We start from the raw sequence: 18,940 nt of genomic DNA on the forward strand, positions 1-18,940 counted from the left end.
CCCCAAATTACTGAACAGCGTGCTCCGAGAACGCGTCGTAAATTGGCATGTGCCGCGGCCGTCGCGTGACATCGTGTCAGAATGAATGCCGCCATAGAAATGATCAGAGTGGCCGCGCGCGCTGCGAATCGCAAGTCAGAATCATCTCACGATTCTGCGGCCACCATGCTCGTGTTCAACAACCGATAGCCGACAAACATCCTGACTTTCTCGGAACGACGCACCGGATCATTCGCGTTCGACGTGAACCGTTTCCCGGGTTGGAACAAAGTTCGCCAAGACATCGAAGTCCGAGATCCGTTCGGTGCGGATCAAGAAAACTTGTCCCTTGCCCTGGCGATGTGGCGCTCGTCCCTCCGGTCTGCCAGTATCGTACGGCAGCGGTGAGAAAATCAGCAGATCCTGATCGGCCGCGAGATGGCTTTTGACGGCGATAGAATCCGAGGTCAGCGACGGCACCTGAATGGTCACCTGGCCGTCGGGATCGTTTGACGCGGTCCCCGGCAAGCTCGCCAATTGAACGCCGTTGATGCTGGACTGGCTGATGATCATCCGAAAATCGACGCCCCCGTCGGATGCGACGGTCGGATTCAAATGGAATTTCCAACCTGATTCGAAGACGGAGATCTTTGGTTGCAAGGCAGCTCCAAGCTCTCCACGTTGCAACGAAACGTCGGTGACGAAAGGCCGCAGAACGACGTCGCTGACTACCCCCTGTTGCCCGTTGAACATCGTCACCTTTGGAGCTTGCATCAAATTGGCGCGCGCGTTCGACTGAATCCGGTTGATCAGCTCGTCACTCTCCCGTCGACTGATTCGTGCCGTGCGGATGGGAATCGCAACGGAATGTTCGATCGATGCCGGGCCGCCGGCGTCATTCGGACCCGTCTCAAGTTGCGAAGCAAAGGCGGTCTCCCACCGCTCCAATTCCGGCATCCCGCTGGTATCGGCCAAACGCTTGCAGAAAGTCTGCCGATCCTCGCGAGACCAGTCGATATGATTGAGCGCTCGGACGTCGGTGATCATGATTCGCAGGTCGGTGACAATCTGCCAGGGCCCTGATTTTTCAAAGCCTGCCATCATCTGTTTCATCTGCACCTCCTGCTGCGGAGTCGCCCACACCGACATTTTGCCATCGATAATCGTCGCCGACGACTCGTTCTCAGATAGCCCTTGAAAAGGAACGAAGTACGCTTTGACAAATCGCTCGGCATCGATCCCGGGCTGCAGTTCAGACGCCTTCGCAAGGATGGTTTCCACGTTCACGTCGATTCTCCGTGCCGCATCCGAGCTGCTGCCGTCGGTCAACAGATCCGTGACCGATGGCAGGTTCATTTCGCTCAGGGCGGTATCGCTGTTGGCGATCCAGTACGGCTCCGCCGTCGGCGGATGGATCGTTTCCGCATCGGTCAAACTGCACGCCGCGACCAGCAACACGACCGGCGTCATGGCAATGCCGGCGACCCAGCCTGTCGGCCGCCGCGACCCGGCCAACCGCTTGATTCGCCCGTTCAAACCGCGCGACGCTGACATCGCCAGCAGTCCGACCCCGGCAGCTTGTCGCCCGGGTGTCTGCAGGCCAGCGAAATCCAACAACATGCGACCATACTCACGCACCTGGCTATCGTGCAGGTGTCGCGTGGCCAATTGATCGGCGGCTTGCTCGATGGATTGCCGAAGCCTTGACGATGCGACCCAGGAAAGCGGATGGAACCAGTGCAGTGTTCGGGCTGCACCGGCAATCAACAACACCAACGAGTCTCGACGCCGGACGTGCGCCAATTCATGCAACAAGACCCAGTCGAAACGCTCGCCGGAGAGCCGCTTCCGCCAATGGGACGGCAGGCAGATCACCGGACGCACGAAACCAAACACCGCCGGTACTTCCAGCCAGGATGCTTCTTTGAGCTTCGGACGGCGGCCCACACCGACGCGATCACAGGCTCGGAGGACACGATCGACGACCTCGGGGTCTTCAATCGTGTCGGCGCGCCGCAAACGAAGTGAAAATCGGATGTAGCCGAGGAAACCACGAACCGCCAACACCAAAACACCCCCGCCCCACAGCAAGACAAGCGTCCAGCCAATCAGTGCCGGCGTTGCTGGCCGCTGATCTAACAAGACACGGCCTTGAACGCCGTCTTCGACAGCACCGTGACGGCCGTTGCCGACGATCGGACCAGCGGCGATCGGCTGATCTTTCGCGCGAAAGTCCAAAGCAACCCGTGGGGATGAAGAATTGATGGGTTTCGTGGAAGCACCCGCAAAATAATACACCGCCGGGCCGGCGTCCAATCTCGATTCGCTTGCGAACGTTGTTCCCAAGAAGCCGTCGACCGCCGACGAAACGGAATAGGGCGACGCCACCGAAAACGGTATCAACAAACGTGCAACGACGATCATCCACAACAGGCATTGGACAGCCGCGGGAATTCGCTTTCGAAACAGTCCTGAGATCAGGAAGATGAGCAAGAAAACGGGGATCGACTTCCACGCCGCGAGCCCAACCCAAGTCAGACACAGAAAACCCAATTCAATGAGGTCCATCATTCCTTCGATTCCTTATTCTTGGACGATTTTGCGTCAAGCAGCTCCCGTAGTTCGGCGAGCTCGCTGTCACTCAACTTTGAAGTCCTGACCAAATGCAAAAGTGCCGGCGCCGCATCACCGCCGAACACCCGCTCTAAAAAAGAACGGCTGGCACGCCGCACGCAGTCGCTGCGGCGGACCGCGGCGGTGTAGCGATACTTCTTGCCCACCGATTCGGTGTGAAGTGCTCCCTTTTTCACCAAGCGGTGAAGCATGGTTTTCACCGTCGCACCGGACCACCCGTTCTCGGATCCCAACGCCGCGATCACCTCGCTGGCTTCGGTCGGTTGCGAATCCCAGATGAGATTCATGACAATCCATTCCGCGTCTGAAAGCTGCATGCGTGCCTCCCGTAACTGATGACAGATGTAAACAGTTTACGTCTGTAAACGCATCGGCGGCAAGAGCGATTGATGAGACCGGGAACTGAGTCGTTCGCCCCTGGAGTGCGGTCGCGATCGGCGCGGAAAGCCACGCACTGGCGAGCGTCGCGACATCCCAGGCCTCGCGGGACAATGGCTCCCACGTAGCCACGCTCGCCAGAGCGTGGAGTTTGCATCGAATTCGAGATCAACGAGCGTTGCTGCAATAGGTCGCGCTGTCACACCAGGAAACGTCCCCTTCACTTTGCAATGACGAATTCATTCGCTAAGCTGGTACGAATGGCGAATTGCTTCGTGATTCCGTTGATTTCACCACCACCGCGGAGGCTTTTCGATGGCCAGGCAAGCTTCTTCGCAACCGACCGAGGTCGAGTTGCAGATCCTGCGGATTCTCTGGGCCGATGGGCCCAGCATCGCACGGCACATCCATGAGTCGCTCCAAGAGTTCAAACGCACCACCTATTCGACGACGGTTAAAATGTTGTCGGTCATGTTGGAGAAGGGTTTGCTGAAACGCGATGACGGAGTCAGGCCGCAGGTCTATCGGCCCGCCGCCCCACAGCAACGCACTCAAAAACGAATGCTCGGTGAGTTGATTGAAAAGGTCTACGACGGTTCCGCGGCGACCATGATGCTCCATGCCCTGTCATCCAAGCAGGCCTCCCCTGAGGAACTCGCCGAGATTCGCAAACTGCTTGATGAGATGGAGGGAACGAAATGAAGGTCGAATTGATCGATAAAGACCAACGCGAAGAACCGAGTCTGGGTTTCGGAGCAGTCGCCGCCTCGATGTTTTTCGGCGTGTCGCTCTTGATGGCCGCCAATGTCTCGGTGCAGGCTCAGAATCCGCCCCAGGAGCAATCGACGCAGCAATCCGAAATCTCGGCAAAGGATTCCCAGGCAACGTACCGCGGCCGAATCCTGCTGGCCGACGGATCTCCGTCTCGATCGAAAGGGTATCTCTACATCACCGCGCGATCGGAGCGTGGCAGCTACCTGGGAACCGTTGGCGAGTTTCAGGATTCCTTCGAGTTCAAATCGCTAGCCGGCAAAGCGTTCCTCGCATTTTTTGCGGATGGTTACGCACCGACCTGGACCGAACCGATGGACATTCAATCCGGGCGCATTGCCGACGGCATTGAGCTCACGTTGAAACCGGGGGTCCCGTTTTCCATCGCCGTTCACGACCAATCGGGATCCCCGATCTCCAACGCCTCCGTCGCGGCTCTGCCCATGATCCACGGCTCCTCGATGGGTCCGCTCGAATGGCATTCCGTTGACGATTCCGGCGTGATCACTTTGTCGCATTTGGCCGAAACTGAGTACACGTTTCGCGTCAAAGCTCCCGGTTTCCAGGATTTTCGGTCCAAACCGAAACCCGTTTCCGCAGACGAACGCGTCACCTTGAAAATGCAGCGGGCCAGTGTGTCGCCGAAGCAGAACGACGGCGACGAGAAGGTCGATCGGAAACGAGAGTGGTGGACCGCCGTTGGTCGGGTGACGAACGCAGACGGGGAGCCCCTGGAAGACGTGACCGTTCGCGTCGCAACTGGGCTCGGTACCCTGATCGGTGGGGGAACGACCAAAACCAACTCTGACGGCCGCTACGAAGTCCACTTCGGGCCCGGGATCCTGTTCGGTGACATCACGGACGAAACGCCATCGCCGCAAACGCAGGTCGCGTTGATTTACGCCAGCCTGGAAAACCATTTTGAAAGGAACCTTTGCCGACAAGGTCGAGGAATCGCGAGCCTGCTGCCCGTTCCGGAGAAGCAACGACAGGGCTGGGGAGTGGAAGCCGACCAGGTCTGTTTGCCCGATGCACCCCGTGAAGTCGACTTTGTCATGATGCCGGCGGCGCGCGTCCGCGGCACCCTGGTGGACGAAAAAAACGCCCCCCTGTCCGATTACTCTGTTTCACTGACCGGAGAAGAGCTGCCACCGGGATCTTCCGTTTTGGCTCAGGTTCTGACCGACACGGAGGGACGTTTTGAAATCCAACAAATCCCAACGAACAAGTGGTTTCAGTTCGTCGTCCGAAAGCCACGCGAACAACTTCAGCCGCCATGGAATGATTCCTGGGCCAGTGGTCCGATCGTGTTCGCGGATCCTGGAGAGAATGATTTTCGGGCTGCGGTCCCCTCCGATCCGGATTCCACCGATCGCCTGACGGCGGAATCATTCCGCCTGAAAATCAACGGGGCGGGGGTCCACGGCAAAACGGCAGTGAAGTGGGCGAAGGATGATCCGTTGCCAAGGCCGGCAGGCCAAGCCATTCGATCAGCCGAAGGACCTGATGCGTCAGGACAAACGCTCGCCCGTTACACGCTCGAACTTGAGAACGTCGAACGTGGTCCAAGCGATTGATGTCTTCGTCAGCCCAGCCTGGTCATCCGACTCGATCACTCAGCGGATATCTCCCAGTTGCTTTCTTAGCCGCTGCAGTGTCCGACTCTTGGCTTTTCGCACCGCCGCAGCTGAAAGTCCCAGTTCGGCGGCGACATCGGTGGACAATTCGCCGTCGATGGCCGTCCGCGTGAAGGCCGTCCAGGTCACTGGATCGACCCGAGATTGGATCTGCTTCATCGCGCGACGAACAAGCGCCGTGGTCTGATCGGGGGCGGTCGGTGGATCATCAAGACTGCTGCCGCCCCAAGGATCGGCCACCGCGGCAAGCTGCGCGGCAGCCGTGCTGCCGCCCCGGGGCGTCGTCCGCTGACGCCGAAGATGCTGCAACACCGCGTTGCGGGTAATTCGCCAAAGCCAGCCCCGGAACGTTGCTCCAGCCGTCGTGGCATCGAATTCGCTAATCGAACGATGGACGGAAAGGAAGACTTCTTGCGCAATGTCTTGGCACGCCGTTTGGCCGAGACCGGCGCAGGCTGCCCAGTTTTCGACCAGCGGGCCGTAAAGCTCCAAAAGTTCTCTCCAAGCGCCGCTCTCTTCGCTTCTCAACCGCAGAGCGAGACTGAGCCCGGAGGATGAATCGCTTTTTGTGGGGGCAACTTTGGACATCCCAACAGTTTACGCGATTCGTCAGGAGGTTTCTGGACGAGGTGTCACACCGGCGCATTGATGCCTGTAGGACGACGAGAGACGATCGAATCGATAGGTCACCCCAATCATGTTGACGAAAAGCACCTGCCCACCTCGAGAATCGCTGCAGCAGTACGTTCTCGGACAGTATTGTGATGAAGAAGGTGACCGGTTGGAACAACACCTTGCAGAATGTGCCACGTGTGAGCAATCGCTGGCTAGCCTTGAAGATGCCAGCGATTCGTTGATTCGGCACCTGCCTCTGGCAGCCGTTTCGGTATCGGATTCCGAACCCGACCCACCCTGGCTGCAGCAGTTGATGCCAGGACCAAACGCGCTTCGCCCTCAATCTCCCGCGTCCATTGCATCTGCCGACACCCCCGGCAATCAGGCGCTGGGATCTTATCGATTGACCGGAATTCTCGGTCAAGGCGGAATGGGCGTGATTTACTCCGCGTTCCACGAGCAACTCGGTCGAGAGGTGGCCATCAAAGTGGTCAATCCTCGCCTCTGTTCCGGTGGAGAAGCGCAGGCACGGTTTGATCGTGAGATCGCGTTGCTCGGCAAGCTGAACCACCCGGGGATTGTCACGGCGATTGACGCGGGACGCCTGTCCGGCGCCGCCTACCTGGTGATGGAGAAAGTTGACGGAGTCGACTTGTCGCGTCTGCTGCGACACAGCGGGCCGCTGACCATTCCCGAGGCTTGTGAGATCGCCCGACAGATGGCATCGGCGTTGGCCGCTGCTCACGAAGCCGGCGCGGTGCACCGCGACATCAAACCGTCCAACGTGATGATCAATCGGCAGGGCCAGGTGATCCTGCTCGATTTTGGGCTGGCGACGGCAATTCCATTGCTTCCTTCTGACGCAGGGCCTCAGACTTCATTCGGACAATTGCTCGGGACACTCGACTACATGTCGCCCGAACAGGCCGTCGGCAACACGGCTGGTCCTCCCGCTGATCTGTTTGGGCTCGGTGCGACGCTATTCTTCATGCTGACCGGACGCCCCCCACGGCCAATCGACCGTGAAGCGGGGTTGCTTGAGCAATTGAGACACATCGGGAACGATCCGGCGCCGCCGCTGAATTCCTTGCGTCCCGGGGCGCCAGACGAATTGCACCGATTGGTTGCGACTTTGCTGCAGGTGGATCCTCTGATGAGGCCGAAATCAGCTTCGTCGGTTGCCGAAACGTTGAAATTGTTTTGCGGCAATGAACCCAACAAGCAATTGCGATTGCTGGTCGACGAAGCGCCGAATCGAGCCTCCGTCGAGGGAACGCAATCGGTCAAAGAATCTTTGTCAGCTTTGCTCGGTCCGCAGGAAACGGACACATCACTTGGTCCATCCGACACCGAAACGAAACTGGTTTCTCTGAGGCGCGGCAACTGGAAGTCATGGATTGGTGGTGGGGCCATGTTGGCTGCCATCTGCCTGGGAATCGTTCTGCTACTAAACACCCGTAAGGGGACCGTCAGGATCGAATCGGACCTTTCCCACGCCGAAGTTCAGTTCGTTGACGAGAGCGAAGAAGTCACCGGCGTTCAGATCGAGCGCGGCGACCGCGAGTTGAAGCTTCGGGTCGGACTCTACAAGGTCACGCTCAAGGACGAATCCGGTAAGACGACGTCGCAACCGATCCGGATCGCCATCGAATCGGGAGAAACCACCGTGGTGCGCGCGATTCGGCAGACAGACAGTGGCGATCCGGCACTGAACGTCACAAGACTTGGCAACCATTCCTTATTTCAGGGTGCACCACGCTCCGTTTGGGAAAAACGATTCCACGCCGAAACCGACGCCGCGGCAAAAGTGGAAGCCGCAGCGGCCCTGATTCATTTGCCGCAATCCACCAACGAAGCTCAGCAGGTGGCGGCGGTGATCCAGCTTGGCGGACAACTTGCCGAATCCGGCTGGGGACGCGATGCCACGGCCTATTTGGACGACATGGTGCGGCAGCATGAAATCAGACCCAGAAACTGGGTCCGTGCCAAACGACTGGACGATGCATGGAACGCATTTGTTTCCTCCGCTGCGACAAAGCTCTCGTCCATCGGGTCTCCCGACGGGCTGATTCAACAACTTTGTCAAATCATCACGGTCGCTCCAAAACATGAAGCCGCGTTCGCCGCGAGCATGTTGGATCGTTTGGACCATCGTGTTGACAATGAGCAACAGGTTGCGAACGAAATCATTTCTACCAACCTTGAAGACCCGGACTTTGGCTTTGCATTCAGCTTTATCCAGATCAAACATTACCAGGATGCTTCGGACTCCGCGAAAGCTCGATTCGCCAAGAAATGTGATGCAATCGTCAACTGGATCATCGAACAGGATCAGGGCCATCCGCCCTACGAGAGGGTGGAGGACTGGTTGACGCTGGCAAACCGTCGCGACATCCCAATTGACGGATCGCTGGAAGCTCGCCTGGCCCAATCCATGCTGTTCGCCGACCCGTTTCAAGCACTCAATGGAGTTTTCCAGCGTCGATGGATCAATGACGGTGAATACCCCTATTCTGCCAGGTCGATGAAGGTCGCCCGCGACGCCAATCCAGTTTTGTGGAATCACTGGATGCCAGTCGCCTGTGATTGGCTGGTCGATCATCCGGAACCGTCGCCGCGAAGCAACCACGTGTTGGCGACTCTGGACGTCCAACTACGACTTCGGAAAGCTTCCGATGCTTGGCCCATCGACCGGCTGGTTCAGACTCTCGGCAAGCGAGTGCTTCGTCCTTTAGACGGGGAAGCTTTTGAGTCGGAACATCATCTGCTTGCGTTGATCGTGATGGCGGGAGGCGACTTGCCCGCGGCGGTTCGCGACCAGATTCATTCCGGGATCGGTACTTTTCCTGACGAGGTCCGAGAATTGGAAGCGATCTCCCGGCAAGACGTGGATTGGAACATCATGCGGGAGAACTTTCGTCGCTCTGAAGGGCTGCTATCCAAGTATCCGGCTCAGACGGTCACCGTGCTGCTTCGCGACACGGTTCCTGACGACGGAGAACCCTGGCAGCCAAATCGCTTTCGCGAACGCCTCGCCTGGCTTTCCACCCGCGGCGACGGAAATGATTCGCCTCCGCCCATGGAACCCCTGCTGCTGCTTGCAATCGCAACGGAATTATCCGGAGAGGACAGTCAGCTGGATGATCGATTGTCCACATTGTTCACCGAACAGCACCCGGCACGCACGTTCCGTCGGCACTTGGAAGACGCGGTCACTTCGCCGTTCGCCGTCAGCGATGTTGCAACACGATTGCTCCAACTCATGCGGACGCGTTCAAAGAGCGATCGGTTGGTGGAAGAGATCAACCGGTTGATTCCCGACCATCGATCCGACTCCGTCGCAGCGCTGTCCGACGATTCCGGCCGGTCCGTCGCGCCACTTTACCAGGGCCAATCACGGACTCATTGGCGCAGGCGATTCGACGCGGAAACGGATCCAGTTGCGAAGATCGAAGCCGCGAAAGCTTTGATCACTCTGACCGAGGGCGAACCAGACCGATCCCGTCTGACCGAAATGCTGAACGTGGCGGGTACGCTCTACCAGGCGGGTTGGGGCCGTCGATTGGAAGATCTGTTTAGCAAATACGGTTGGTCGGGAACAGGCTATCGATTCGATCCTGCCCAGTGGTCCCGCGGCAGTTTTCCCGATTTGGAGTCGACATGGAGATCGTTCCGTGAAGCGACGGAGGTCCTCTGCGAATCCGCCGCACCCGAAATCATCGCGGCGGTCCTGTGCGACACGATCGAATCGAGTCACCAAGACGACGTCGCACGAGCCGCCTATGCGATTCTTCTGTTGGAAGACTACTCGATTGTTTCGGAGATTCGATCCGATCAGACTGCGGTTGACCGCATAATCGGGCTGAAGCTTCCCGAGGATGCTGCGCTGGTGCCCTATTTGACGTTGGCGCAAAGCCGGTACTACTCCAGTGCCTCCGACGGCAGCCAGAAGTCATTTCGAGATCGATACCTCCGTCTCGGGGAAATGTTTGCCACGGGGCCGATTGACGATTTCCATCAGTTTGAGATGGCGGAAGATTGGCTGAAGCGAACCCTGCCGCAGTGGTTCGATCCCAACGATGATGGTGATGCGGTGGTCCGGCAGCCGGACCTCCCGCTGGAGGGTCAGCTGGTCGCCCGGGTCGCCCTGCAAATGATGATCGGCGACCCGGCGAACGCTCGCCGGCGAATCTTTTACACCGATCCGATTGACGAGGCCGCGTACGAGTACGCTTCTAACGTGGAGTCTTCCCGCGTCAGAGCTGGCCCGATCTGGGATCATTGGATTCCGCCTGCAATGGAATGGCTTCAGCAGAATGTGAACGCAAAATCCAGCTCGTCCGTCCTGGGAACCTTCAACAAGCAGCTTCGCATTCGAAAGCCCGAAGACAACTGGCCGGTCACCGAACTAGGTTCGTTCCTGTCATCGCAGTTGCTCGCCCCGATCAAGTCGGAATCAGAGGACGCCACGTCGGCAAAAGTGTCGACGCTCAACTGGCTGACTCTGACCGTCCTGACTGGACAACCCATCCCGGAGAAGTTGTTCGCCCAGACAGAATCGGACGCTCGCCTTTCCCGCTATCGCGCACTGTTCCGGGAGGTCGACGAGTATTCTCAGTGGAAGGAATTCTATGTTGTCTCGGACGGTCTGGTCGGCTTGCTGTCGGATCACCCGATTCAGGTCATTCGCGAAGCGTTCTCCGCAGACTCTCTGCCCGAGAACATGTCGGCAATGACGGCGGTCACGTTTGTTTCAGATTCGGGACGTCACCGGGCCGAGGAGCCAAAAATGGATCCGGTTCTCGCACTGGCGATTCTCAGCGAACTCATCGGAGAAAACGACCAAATTGATGAGCGCCTGGCAGAGTGCTTCGATGACGAGGATGCGTTTTTCCGTCGGCATTTGCGCCCCTTGTGGCGTAGTGGTACAGCAGCGGAAGCAATCGCTTTGAAATACCTTCGCAGAATCCGGAATCAGACGAAGAATGCCAAACTGATTGAACTGATTGAAGAAGTGTCGCCGCTTCAAGAGTCCGATCCCGAGTAACAAAGAGGATTAGGCAACGTCGGGAGAGGATCGTTCTACTCGCAGCCAGCCGGCGGCCGTTAAGCTGCACGACGTCATCGATATGTCATTTTCTGGCGATGCCAACTGTCCAGGACACCGTTGGCAGAAAGACGGCCGGCGAAGCTTGTTAGGTAACCACGACTCTCAGGAATCAGCATGAACGATCAAATCAAGGGCAAGGTCATTGTCGTCACGGGGGCGAGCAGCGGATTGGGGGCGGCCGCCGCGCGGCACCTCTCCAGCGCCGGCGCGACGCTTGTTTTGGGGGCACGCCGGCAGAATCGAATCAGCGAACTTGCCGACGAACTCAAAGGAAACGGCGGTACCGCATCGGCCGTTCCAACCGATGTCACCGACCAAGACCAGGTGAAGCAATTGGTGAAGGCAGCCGTGGACCAGTTCGGCCGCATCGATGTGATGCTGAACAACGCCGGATTGATGCAGCAATCACCGCTGGAAGCCCTGAAAATCGACGAGTGGGACAACATGATCGACGTCAACATCAAAGGCGTGCTGTACGGGATCGCTGCCGCATTGCCGTTCATGCAAGAGCAGAAGTCGGGTCACATCATCAACGTCTCTTCGGTAGCGGGGCACAAGGTGACGCCCGCGGGAGCGGTCTATTGCGCCACCAAACATGCCGTCCGCGCCATCTCCGAAGGGCTCCGAAGCGAAGTGAAGGCTTACAACCTTCGCACGACCGTGATCTCTCCGGGTGCGGTGGACACGGAATTGCCGACCCACATCACCCACGAAGACTCACACGAGGGAATCAACGAATACTATCACCAAGTCGCGATCCCGGCGGACTCGTTCGCACGCGCCGTCGCGTTCGCAATTGAGCAGCCTGAAGAAGTCGACATCAACGAAATCTTGTACCGCCCGACAAAACAAGAGCTCTGAGGCAGAGCCCAGCAAGATTTGAATCAAAAACACCGTGATTTGCAGTGCAATGAGCGGTAACCGGTAGCCGCCGGTTGAGGCAAGAAGACCCGCGGCTAGCGCCACGCGGCTCATCGAAAGTAGCGCTGTGCGGTCGCGATCGCGGCGGAATGCTACGCTCTGGCGAGCGTAGCGACTCGTTTTCAGACAAAGCCAAGGCATTCCGCCGGGGCGTTGACCGGTTGCTTGGCGATCGATGATTCGGGCCGAAGGCCCGTCGTTTGTCCAGCCCAGCCCGTCAGGGCTGGGACACGGAATCTCGTTCTTCTCCTGCAGGGCCACCGGCCTGGCCATTCGTTTTTGGCCGGCCGGCTGACCGCTGTCCCCTACGACGCCATTGCGGTGCAACTTTCTTCGCACTTGCGACAGCACTTCACACAGTCGTCCATACCGCCGACCTCTTCGCAGCTGTCCCCGCACGCTTTGCAGATCTCAGCACATGCTTGGCAGTAGCTCTTGTGGAAGTCGCTGTTCCGGCTCATGAAATCGATGCACGCCGCGCAGGCCGCCATGCAGTCGAGCATGAGCTTGACATGGTTTTGCTCGACATGTGCACCACCTTGCTGCAAACAATTGCCAGTCAGCATCGTCGCCAAGGTCGTCTGGCACTCTTGGCAGTTGGTCAGGCAGTCTTGTTTCGAGATCGTAGAACTTGCCATGGAAAACTCCTAATCAAATACGGTTTCGGTCAAAAGCAGATGAAGCGTGCATCGAGCCGTCGACGAGTTCTCCGATCGGATGGATCTTCGGATTCTTGGCCTGCAACGCGCCGAACGGGCATGCAAACTGCATACCGTACTGGGGTATACTCAAGGTCTGTAACCGACCGTTTTCCCCTGCGCGATGAACGCCATGAACACCGTCGACGACACCGCGGTTGATCCGGTTTGCGGAATGAATGTCACCCCGAGCGAGAGCATCAGCCGGCGGTATGAGGGCGAAGATTATTTTTTTTGCGGGCAGAGCTGCGCGACGAAGTTTGATCAAGATCCATCGGGGGTGATTGCAAAGCGAGCGGAGAAAGATGCCAAGGCTCAGCAAGCCGACACCCACGAATGCTGTGCAAATCATGAGCACGCTGGTCCGAAATCTGCCAGTGGTGGCGGCGCGGCGGACGAAGGTGCGATCTATACCTGCCCGATGCACCCCGAAGTCGAACAAGTGGGGCCGGGATCCTGCCCGATCTGCGGCATGGATCTGGAACCGAAATTCGTCTCGACCGACGACCAAGGAGATCAAGAGCAATACGCCGACATGAAGCGCCGATTCTGGGTCGGCGTGCTGCTGTCGGTCCCCTTGCTGGTCCTCGCGATGGGACCGATGGTCGGCATTGAAACAACGAAGCTGGTTCCTCCACCCTACTTTGGCTGGCTGCAACTGGCACTCGCCACCCCGGTCGTGTTCTGGTGCGGGTGGCCACTGTTGGTGCGAGGAGCGAACTCGTTTCGTAGCTTCAACCTGAACATGTTCTCGTTAATCGCCGTCGGCAGCCTGGCAGCCTATTTGTTCAGCGTGGTGGTCGTCGTTGCCCCCGGCGTGGTGCCCGAGGCGTTTTACGAGAATGAAGTGCCACCCCTCTATTTCGAGGCCGCGGCCGTGATCATCACCTTGGTTCTTCTCGGGCAGGTCCTGGAGCTCCGGGCCAGACAGCAAACGGGCGGCGCGATACGGGAATTGATGCAACTGGCGCCTGAAACGGCTCACCGCATCACTGCGTCCGGCGGCGAGGAAGACATTTCCCTTTCGGACGTCAAGCACGGTGACCAGCTTCGCATCCGACCCGGGGAGAAAGTGCCGGTGGACGCGGTGGTCATCAGCGGTCACTCGACGGTCGATGAATCAATGCTGACCGGCGAACCGATCCCCGTGAAGAAAGCTGAAGAGGACAATGTCACCGGAGGAACGATCAATCAGAGCGGTGCGTTGATTGTCAAAGCAACGGGTGTCGGCGGGGAAACCGTGCTCAGCCGGATCGTTCAGATGGTCGCCGAGGCGCAACGCAGTCGCGCTCCGATTCAGAAACTGGTCGACGTGGTTGCTCGCTACTTTGTCCCGACGGTCATTGTCTGTTCCGTGTTGGCGTTCATCGGATGGGCCATCTGGGGTCCCGAACCCAAGTTGGCTCATGCATTCGTCGCGGCGGTCGCGGTCTTGATCATCGCTTGTCCGTGTGCCCTGGGGCTGGCGACGCCCATGTCGGTGATGGTCGGCGTCGGACGCGGTGCCAAAGAGGGCGTCCTGATCAAAAACGCTGAGGTCCTGGAGGTGATGGAAAACGTCGACACCGTCGTTGTCGACAAGACTGGAACGCTGACAGAAGGACATCCGGAGGTCACCTTCATCCAGCCGGAGGACCCGTTCTCCTCCGAGAAACTGCTTTCCATCGCGTCGGCGGTGGAGAATCAGAGCGAGCACCCGCTGGCGCGGGCAATCGTTCGCAAGGCCAAAGCGGAAGGGGTGGAGATTCTCCAAGCGGAGCATTTTGATGCAATGTCGGGCATTGGCGTGTCGGCAAAGGTCGAGGGACAAGAAGTGTCGATCGGAAGCGTCAAGATGCTGCGTGACCGATCGATCGAAGCGAATGAAGGGCTCGTCAAAGTCGCCAATGAGAAACAGGCGACGGGCGCGACCGTTGTTTACATTGCGGTTGATGGTCAAGTGGCCGGAATTGTTGGCATCTCCGATCCGATCAAGCAGAGCACGCCAGCTGCCTTGCAGACCCTGCATGAACTGGGTTTGAAAGTCATCATGCTGACCGGTGACGCGGAGCCCACTGCGCGGGCCGTCGCCCAGGAACTTGGGCTGGATGATTTTCATTCGGGAGTTTCCCCGCAGGACAAACACGACTTCGTCAAACGCCTGAAGGAGCAAGGAAAGTCGGTGGCAATGGCTGGCGACGGGATCAATGACGCGCCCGCGCTCGCTGCGGCCGACGTCGGGTTGGCGATGGGAACGGGCACCGGGGTCGCCATCGAATCTGCGGGCGTCACCCTTGTCGGGGGCGACCTGCGTGGCATCGCCGCCGCCGCCACACTGAGCCGCAAGACCATGCGAAATATCCGGCAGAATCTGTTTTTCGCCTTTGTCTACAATGCCCTGGGGATACCGATTGCCGCCGGGCTCCTGTACCCGGTTTTCGGTGTCTTGCTCAGCCCAATGATCGCGGCCGCTGCGATGAGTTTCAGCAGCGTCTCTGTCATTGGAAATGCCTTGCGTCTACGCGGTACCGACCTCAGTCATTCGTGAGACCGACCGGGCATCGAAACTCGATTCAGTCTCAACATGACGTTTCACAACTGGAGACCCATCCCATGTCGCGCCCGGAAGATCGTCGACGTTTCCTGAGAACAAGCTCAATCGCGGCGGCGGGACTGTCCGGTGGTTTACTCGGCAAGATGGCCAACGCCCAGCAGCCGCCACTCCCGTCGGGTCCCGATGCACCACCACCGGTCGGAAAGGCAGGTGCTGCGCCCAATGTTCCGGTGAATTCCGATGTCGCTGCCGAGATCGACGGATTCAGCCGCTTCAAGCCTTCGCGGGGCAACGACCCGGATTCGGATTACTACCTTGGCAAGATGATGCCCGGCTTTCGCCCTGCCTCTGCGGGGCCGGCTCCATTCGTCGCTCCCGATCTGGAAAAGCTGCCGTGGAAGATGGTCGACGGGGCGAAAGAATTTCACCTGGTTTCGATGGCAGTCGAACGTGAATTTTTGCCCGGCTACAAGATGAATGTGTTCGGCTACAACGGCAGCATGCCGGGCCCCACCATCGAGGTCACCCAAGGCGACCGCGTACGCATCGTCTTCACCAACGAGTTGCCCGAAGAGACTTTCGTCCATTGGCACGGCTTTGAACTGCCCGTTCAGTACGACGGCGCGGCGACGTTGACTCAAAACCCGATCAAGCCGGGCAAGACGATGGTGTTCGAGTTCGACGTCCATGAAGAAGGGACCTTCTTCTACCATTCGCACATCCCCATGCAGGAGGCGTTTGGCCAGGTTGGCTGGTTCATTGTGCATCCCAAGAAGGTGTTCAATCCCCCCGTTGACCGCGACTTTGGTTTGATCTTCCAGAACTTTCATATCCGCCCAACCCACACCGTGTCGGATTCCTGGGCCATGGATTGGAATTGGCACACCATCAATGGGCGAAGTGGCCCCTACACGACGCCTTTGGTGTGCAAGCACGGCGAACGCGTTCGCGTTCGATTAATGGATTTTTCCCCCATGCAACATCACCCGATTCACCTTCATGGACACACCTTCTGGGTGACGGGGCACGAAGGTGCGAGGATTCCCAGAAGTGCCTGGATTCCGCGCAACACCGAGCTGGTCGCGGTGGCACAGGCGTCGACCTTTGAATTCATCGCCAACAATCCGGGCGATTGGATTTTTCATTGCCACATGGTTCACCACATGATGAATCACATGGTCCGTCAAGTCGGACCACGCGTTCGCAAAGACGTCTCGGTGGATCGTTATCTGGCCGACACCTCCGGCCGTCCAGCCGTTGACTTGTCCCGTGAGAGCGATCCATGGGACGTTCCCGGCTACCCTCAGAAAATGCGTGGAATGGAACGCAACGAGGCGCAAATGAAAAGGATTTGGTCTCGCCAAGAAGTCCGCGGAATGCGGGCCAATTACCCCATGGCCGTCAAAGGATTGATGACCGTGATGCGGGTGCTACCGGACGACCTCTACCGTTTGGTCATGGAAAGCGAAGAACCCGTCGAGAAAGGTGCTGTATTCGCAGAAATCGTCCGCCGGTTCGGCGATCCAGAGCGCTACGAAGCGGCGCCCAAAATGATGGACATGGGATGATGATGACCTCCGCTCCCGGTCGCCACATCCGACGGGGTTCGATAGGATAGGCCCCGGCGGCGACCTCTCCGGGTGGCGTTCGCGATTTGAACGAACTCTTTACGGCCACGATTGCAGGTGCCAAAGCAAGCAATGCTCAATGACGACGAGAAAAAACGTATCCATCATCGTCTGCGGCGAATCATCGGCCAGGTGGAAGCGATCGACCGGATGGTGGGGGAGGACGTCCAATGCATCGAGGTCGTGATGCAAGTCAGTGCGGCAACGGGAGCTCTTTCAAAGGTGGCGCGTTTGATCCTCGAGGACCACTTGAAGCACAGCCTGGCTTCGGCCTCGATGTCCAAGAGCGACGCCGAACGTCAAGCAATTCTCGACGAGTTGATCGATTTGATCGAAAAGTACTCTCAAACGTGATTCGCCCGAGCTCGGCTCAACCCTTCTGGAAAAGGTGGGCGACTTCAAACTGCGCGTCCTCCAACGCGGCCAGGCGATAGCCACCCGGTCTGGGCCTGGAGAAGTTCTTCGCGGCACCGGGCGCGGACGCGTTCCCGGTCACCACGTCACCTCAGCCTGCTGTCCCGCCCGCATCAACGCGGTTTCGGTGTTGCAGAAATGTGCCCCGGCGGTGTCGGGCCGGTGGGAGGCGTCAGGCCACCCTGCAACAAAAATCCCCCAATCAACGTCTCCTGGCTACGCCACGCAACCAAGTGCTGCACGTAAGTGGATTGCTCCTGATAGAGATGACGTTGGCTCTGCAGCACCGTCGGCCAGTCCACACGGTCTTCCTTGTAGGCGTCCAGCAGGACCTCATACGCGCGACGTGACTCCGGCAGAATCACTTCCTGGTAACTTCGGACGTTCTGCAGGGCCGTGAGGTAATGTTGATAGGCCTGGGCCAGTTGCCGCTGCAACGAGAATTCGATCCGGTCGATTTCGCCACGTTGACGCATGACGTCTGCTTCCGCCTGGCGAATGGTACCCTGGTTCCAGTCGTAGATCGGAACTTCCAGCGAAAGACCGGTGTTGTGGGTGTTTTGCCCTGCTTCGAAGTTGCGTCCGTAGCCGTAGGTGACCACCAGATCCGGTATGGGCTCCACGGTTTCGCGTTTCACCTTGATCTCATCCGCCTGCAGCTTGGCACGCGCGGCAAGAATCTGGGGACTCTCGGTGGTCAATCGGTCGAGTGCCTGATCAAAATCGATCAACGACGGGACGCCTTCCAGTACCCCATCCAGCGGCGTCGGTTGCGTTCGCATTCCCGCCAGCGACGCCATCTCGTACCAGTTCGCGCGATGTTGGTTGCGAATCATCAACAGATCCAACCGCGCCTTTTGCAGAGTCACATTCGCCTCGTGCATCTGAGCCCGTGTTGCTTGGCCTTCGTTGTACAGTTCTCGGGCGGTAAGCACCGCGTCTTCGGCGTTCTTCAGTATCTCATTGTGGATCGCAACCAATTGCTGCTGCCCCAGCGTCATCCAGAAGCTGATTCGCACATCGTTGAGTACCTGATACTCCTGCTCCAAGGCGTGCCACTGTGAAGCGCGAGTCATTTGCAAGAACTTCGCGCGGCTAAGCTGGAGTTTTTTCGCCGTCACAATGCGTTGCGAGAACTCGACACCTTGCCACTCGCCAGCCGTATTTTCCACTCCCCACTGCTCGCCGACATAACGCAGCGTCGGGTTGGGAACCAGCCCCGCCTGGATAGCCTTTCCAAGCTCTCCCTGGATCTGCGCCTGGGCCTGGGTCAGGGTCGGATTGCGGCTGCACGCGAGCGACTCAACCGCTTCAATGGTCAGCGGTGCCTCACCGGAGGTGAACATGGCTTCGGTTAATGACTGCGGCACCGGCGGGACCGGCGGCGGTTCGGTGAAATCCTGGCCGACACGGCCACGAAGAGAGTTGCTTGCCGAGGCGTTGTTTGGGGGGGCAAGCTGATTCGTCTCGATTCGCATTGACTCCGTTGCGGGTGATTGTGCCGAACAGACTCCGGCAGCAGCCCCCAGCACGATGCCAATCGCAATGCGCTGTGTCTTTCGCAACATGGTTCAATCCGTCGAACGCGAATGTTGATGTGGTTGGTCAGTGTTGATCTGGAA

11 protein-coding genes are annotated in these 18,940 nt (G+C 58.4%); 7 read left to right on the plus strand and 4 right to left on the minus strand.

The window, feature by feature from the left end; genetic code table 11:
- Nucleotides 1-228 precede the first annotated feature (228 nt).
- Complete coding sequence (locus tag FYK55_RS24390; RefSeq protein ID WP_150079241.1) at nt 229-2,550, minus strand: M56 family metallopeptidase; 2,322 nt, start codon at nt 2,548-2,550, stop codon at nt 229-231.
- Nucleotides 2,547-2,930, minus strand: coding sequence for a BlaI/MecI/CopY family transcriptional regulator (locus FYK55_RS24395; RefSeq protein ID WP_150079242.1), 384 nt, complete (start codon nt 2,928-2,930; stop codon nt 2,547-2,549). The genes FYK55_RS24390 and FYK55_RS24395 overlap by 4 nt, the downstream gene beginning before the upstream one ends.
- 376 nt (nt 2,931-3,306) lie before the next feature.
- Here FYK55_RS24395 and FYK55_RS24400 point away from each other — a divergent pair, with 376 nt between their 5' ends.
- Both FYK55_RS24400 and FYK55_RS24405 read left to right on the plus strand, forming a co-directional pair.
- A complete protein-coding gene (locus FYK55_RS24400) occupies nt 3,307-3,693 on the plus strand; it encodes a BlaI/MecI/CopY family transcriptional regulator (RefSeq protein ID WP_150079243.1) in 387 nt (128 codons plus the stop codon).
- Nucleotides 3,690-5,339 (plus strand): carboxypeptidase-like regulatory domain-containing protein, encoded by a 1,650-nt coding sequence (locus FYK55_RS24405; protein WP_150079244.1) that lies wholly within the window; start codon nt 3,690-3,692, stop codon nt 5,337-5,339. The genes FYK55_RS24400 and FYK55_RS24405 overlap by 4 nt, the downstream gene beginning before the upstream one ends.
- Nucleotides 5,340-5,378: 39 nt before the next feature.
- Here the strand turns inward: FYK55_RS24405 and FYK55_RS24410 are convergent, their stop codons facing one another.
- Nucleotides 5,379-5,987 (minus strand): RNA polymerase sigma factor, encoded by a 609-nt coding sequence (locus FYK55_RS24410; RefSeq protein ID WP_150079245.1) that lies wholly within the window; start codon nt 5,985-5,987, stop codon nt 5,379-5,381.
- A gap of 109 nt (nt 5,988-6,096) precedes the next feature.
- Here FYK55_RS24410 and FYK55_RS24415 point away from each other — a divergent pair, with 109 nt between their 5' ends.
- From FYK55_RS24415 to FYK55_RS24440, 5 genes are all read left to right on the plus strand, one after another.
- Nucleotides 6,097-11,061 carry a serine/threonine-protein kinase gene (locus tag FYK55_RS24415; protein WP_150079246.1) on the plus strand — a complete coding sequence of 1,655 codons (4,965 nt, stop codon included), beginning with the start codon at nt 6,097-6,099 and terminating at the stop codon, nt 11,059-11,061.
- A 177-nt stretch (nt 11,062-11,238) separates the two neighbouring features.
- Nucleotides 11,239-11,985, plus strand: a complete 747-nt coding sequence (locus tag FYK55_RS24420; protein WP_150079247.1) for an SDR family oxidoreductase — start codon at nt 11,239-11,241, stop codon at nt 11,983-11,985.
- An 891-nt stretch (nt 11,986-12,876) separates the two neighbouring features.
- Nucleotides 12,877-15,270 carry a heavy metal translocating P-type ATPase gene (locus FYK55_RS24430; RefSeq protein ID WP_150079274.1) on the plus strand — a complete coding sequence of 798 codons (2,394 nt, stop codon included), beginning with the start codon at nt 12,877-12,879 and terminating at the stop codon, nt 15,268-15,270.
- 65 nt (nt 15,271-15,335) lie between these two features.
- Nucleotides 15,336-16,844 carry a copper oxidase gene (locus FYK55_RS24435; RefSeq protein ID WP_150079249.1) on the plus strand — a complete coding sequence of 503 codons (1,509 nt, stop codon included), beginning with the start codon at nt 15,336-15,338 and terminating at the stop codon, nt 16,842-16,844.
- 117 nt (nt 16,845-16,961) lie between these two features.
- Entirely contained in the window at nt 16,962-17,258 is a 297-nt protein-coding gene (locus tag FYK55_RS24440) for a metal-sensitive transcriptional regulator (RefSeq protein ID WP_235908946.1), read from the plus strand.
- Nucleotides 17,259-17,431: 173 nt separating this feature from the next.
- Here FYK55_RS24440 and FYK55_RS24445 read toward each other — a convergent pair whose 3' ends face one another.
- Nucleotides 17,432-18,886 (minus strand): TolC family protein, encoded by a 1,455-nt coding sequence (locus FYK55_RS24445; RefSeq protein ID WP_150079250.1) that lies wholly within the window; start codon nt 18,884-18,886, stop codon nt 17,432-17,434.
- Nucleotides 18,887-18,940: the final 54 nt, after the last annotated feature.

The sequence above is a fragment of the Roseiconus nitratireducens genome, from assembly GCF_008629675.1.
Classification (GTDB): Bacteria; Planctomycetota; Planctomycetia; order Pirellulales; family Pirellulaceae; genus Stieleria; species Stieleria nitratireducens.

What these genes read in the sequence shown, in the direction of transcription:
- FYK55_RS24445 (WP_150079250.1), bottom strand. Translation starts at nt 18,886, where the DNA reads ATGTTGCGAAAGACACAGCGCATTGCGATTGGCATCGTGCTGGGGGCT.
- FYK55_RS24420 (WP_150079247.1), top strand. Translation starts at nt 11,239, where the DNA reads ATGAACGATCAAATCAAGGGCAAGGTCATTGTCGTCACGGGGGCGAGC.
- FYK55_RS24400 (WP_150079243.1), top strand. Translation starts at nt 3,307, where the DNA reads ATGGCCAGGCAAGCTTCTTCGCAACCGACCGAGGTCGAGTTGCAGATC.
- FYK55_RS24435 (WP_150079249.1), top strand. Translation starts at nt 15,336, where the DNA reads ATGTCGCGCCCGGAAGATCGTCGACGTTTCCTGAGAACAAGCTCAATC.
- FYK55_RS24430 (WP_150079274.1), top strand. Translation starts at nt 12,877, where the DNA reads ATGAACACCGTCGACGACACCGCGGTTGATCCGGTTTGCGGAATGAAT.
- FYK55_RS24410 (WP_150079245.1), bottom strand. Translation starts at nt 5,987, where the DNA reads ATGTCCAAAGTTGCCCCCACAAAAAGCGATTCATCCTCCGGGCTCAGT.
- FYK55_RS24405 (WP_150079244.1), top strand. Translation starts at nt 3,690, where the DNA reads ATGAAGGTCGAATTGATCGATAAAGACCAACGCGAAGAACCGAGTCTG.
- FYK55_RS24395 (WP_150079242.1), bottom strand. Translation starts at nt 2,930, where the DNA reads ATGCAGCTTTCAGACGCGGAATGGATTGTCATGAATCTCATCTGGGAT.
- FYK55_RS24390 (WP_150079241.1), bottom strand. Translation starts at nt 2,550, where the DNA reads ATGATGGACCTCATTGAATTGGGTTTTCTGTGTCTGACTTGGGTTGGG.
- FYK55_RS24415 (WP_150079246.1), top strand. Translation starts at nt 6,097, where the DNA reads ATGTTGACGAAAAGCACCTGCCCACCTCGAGAATCGCTGCAGCAGTAC.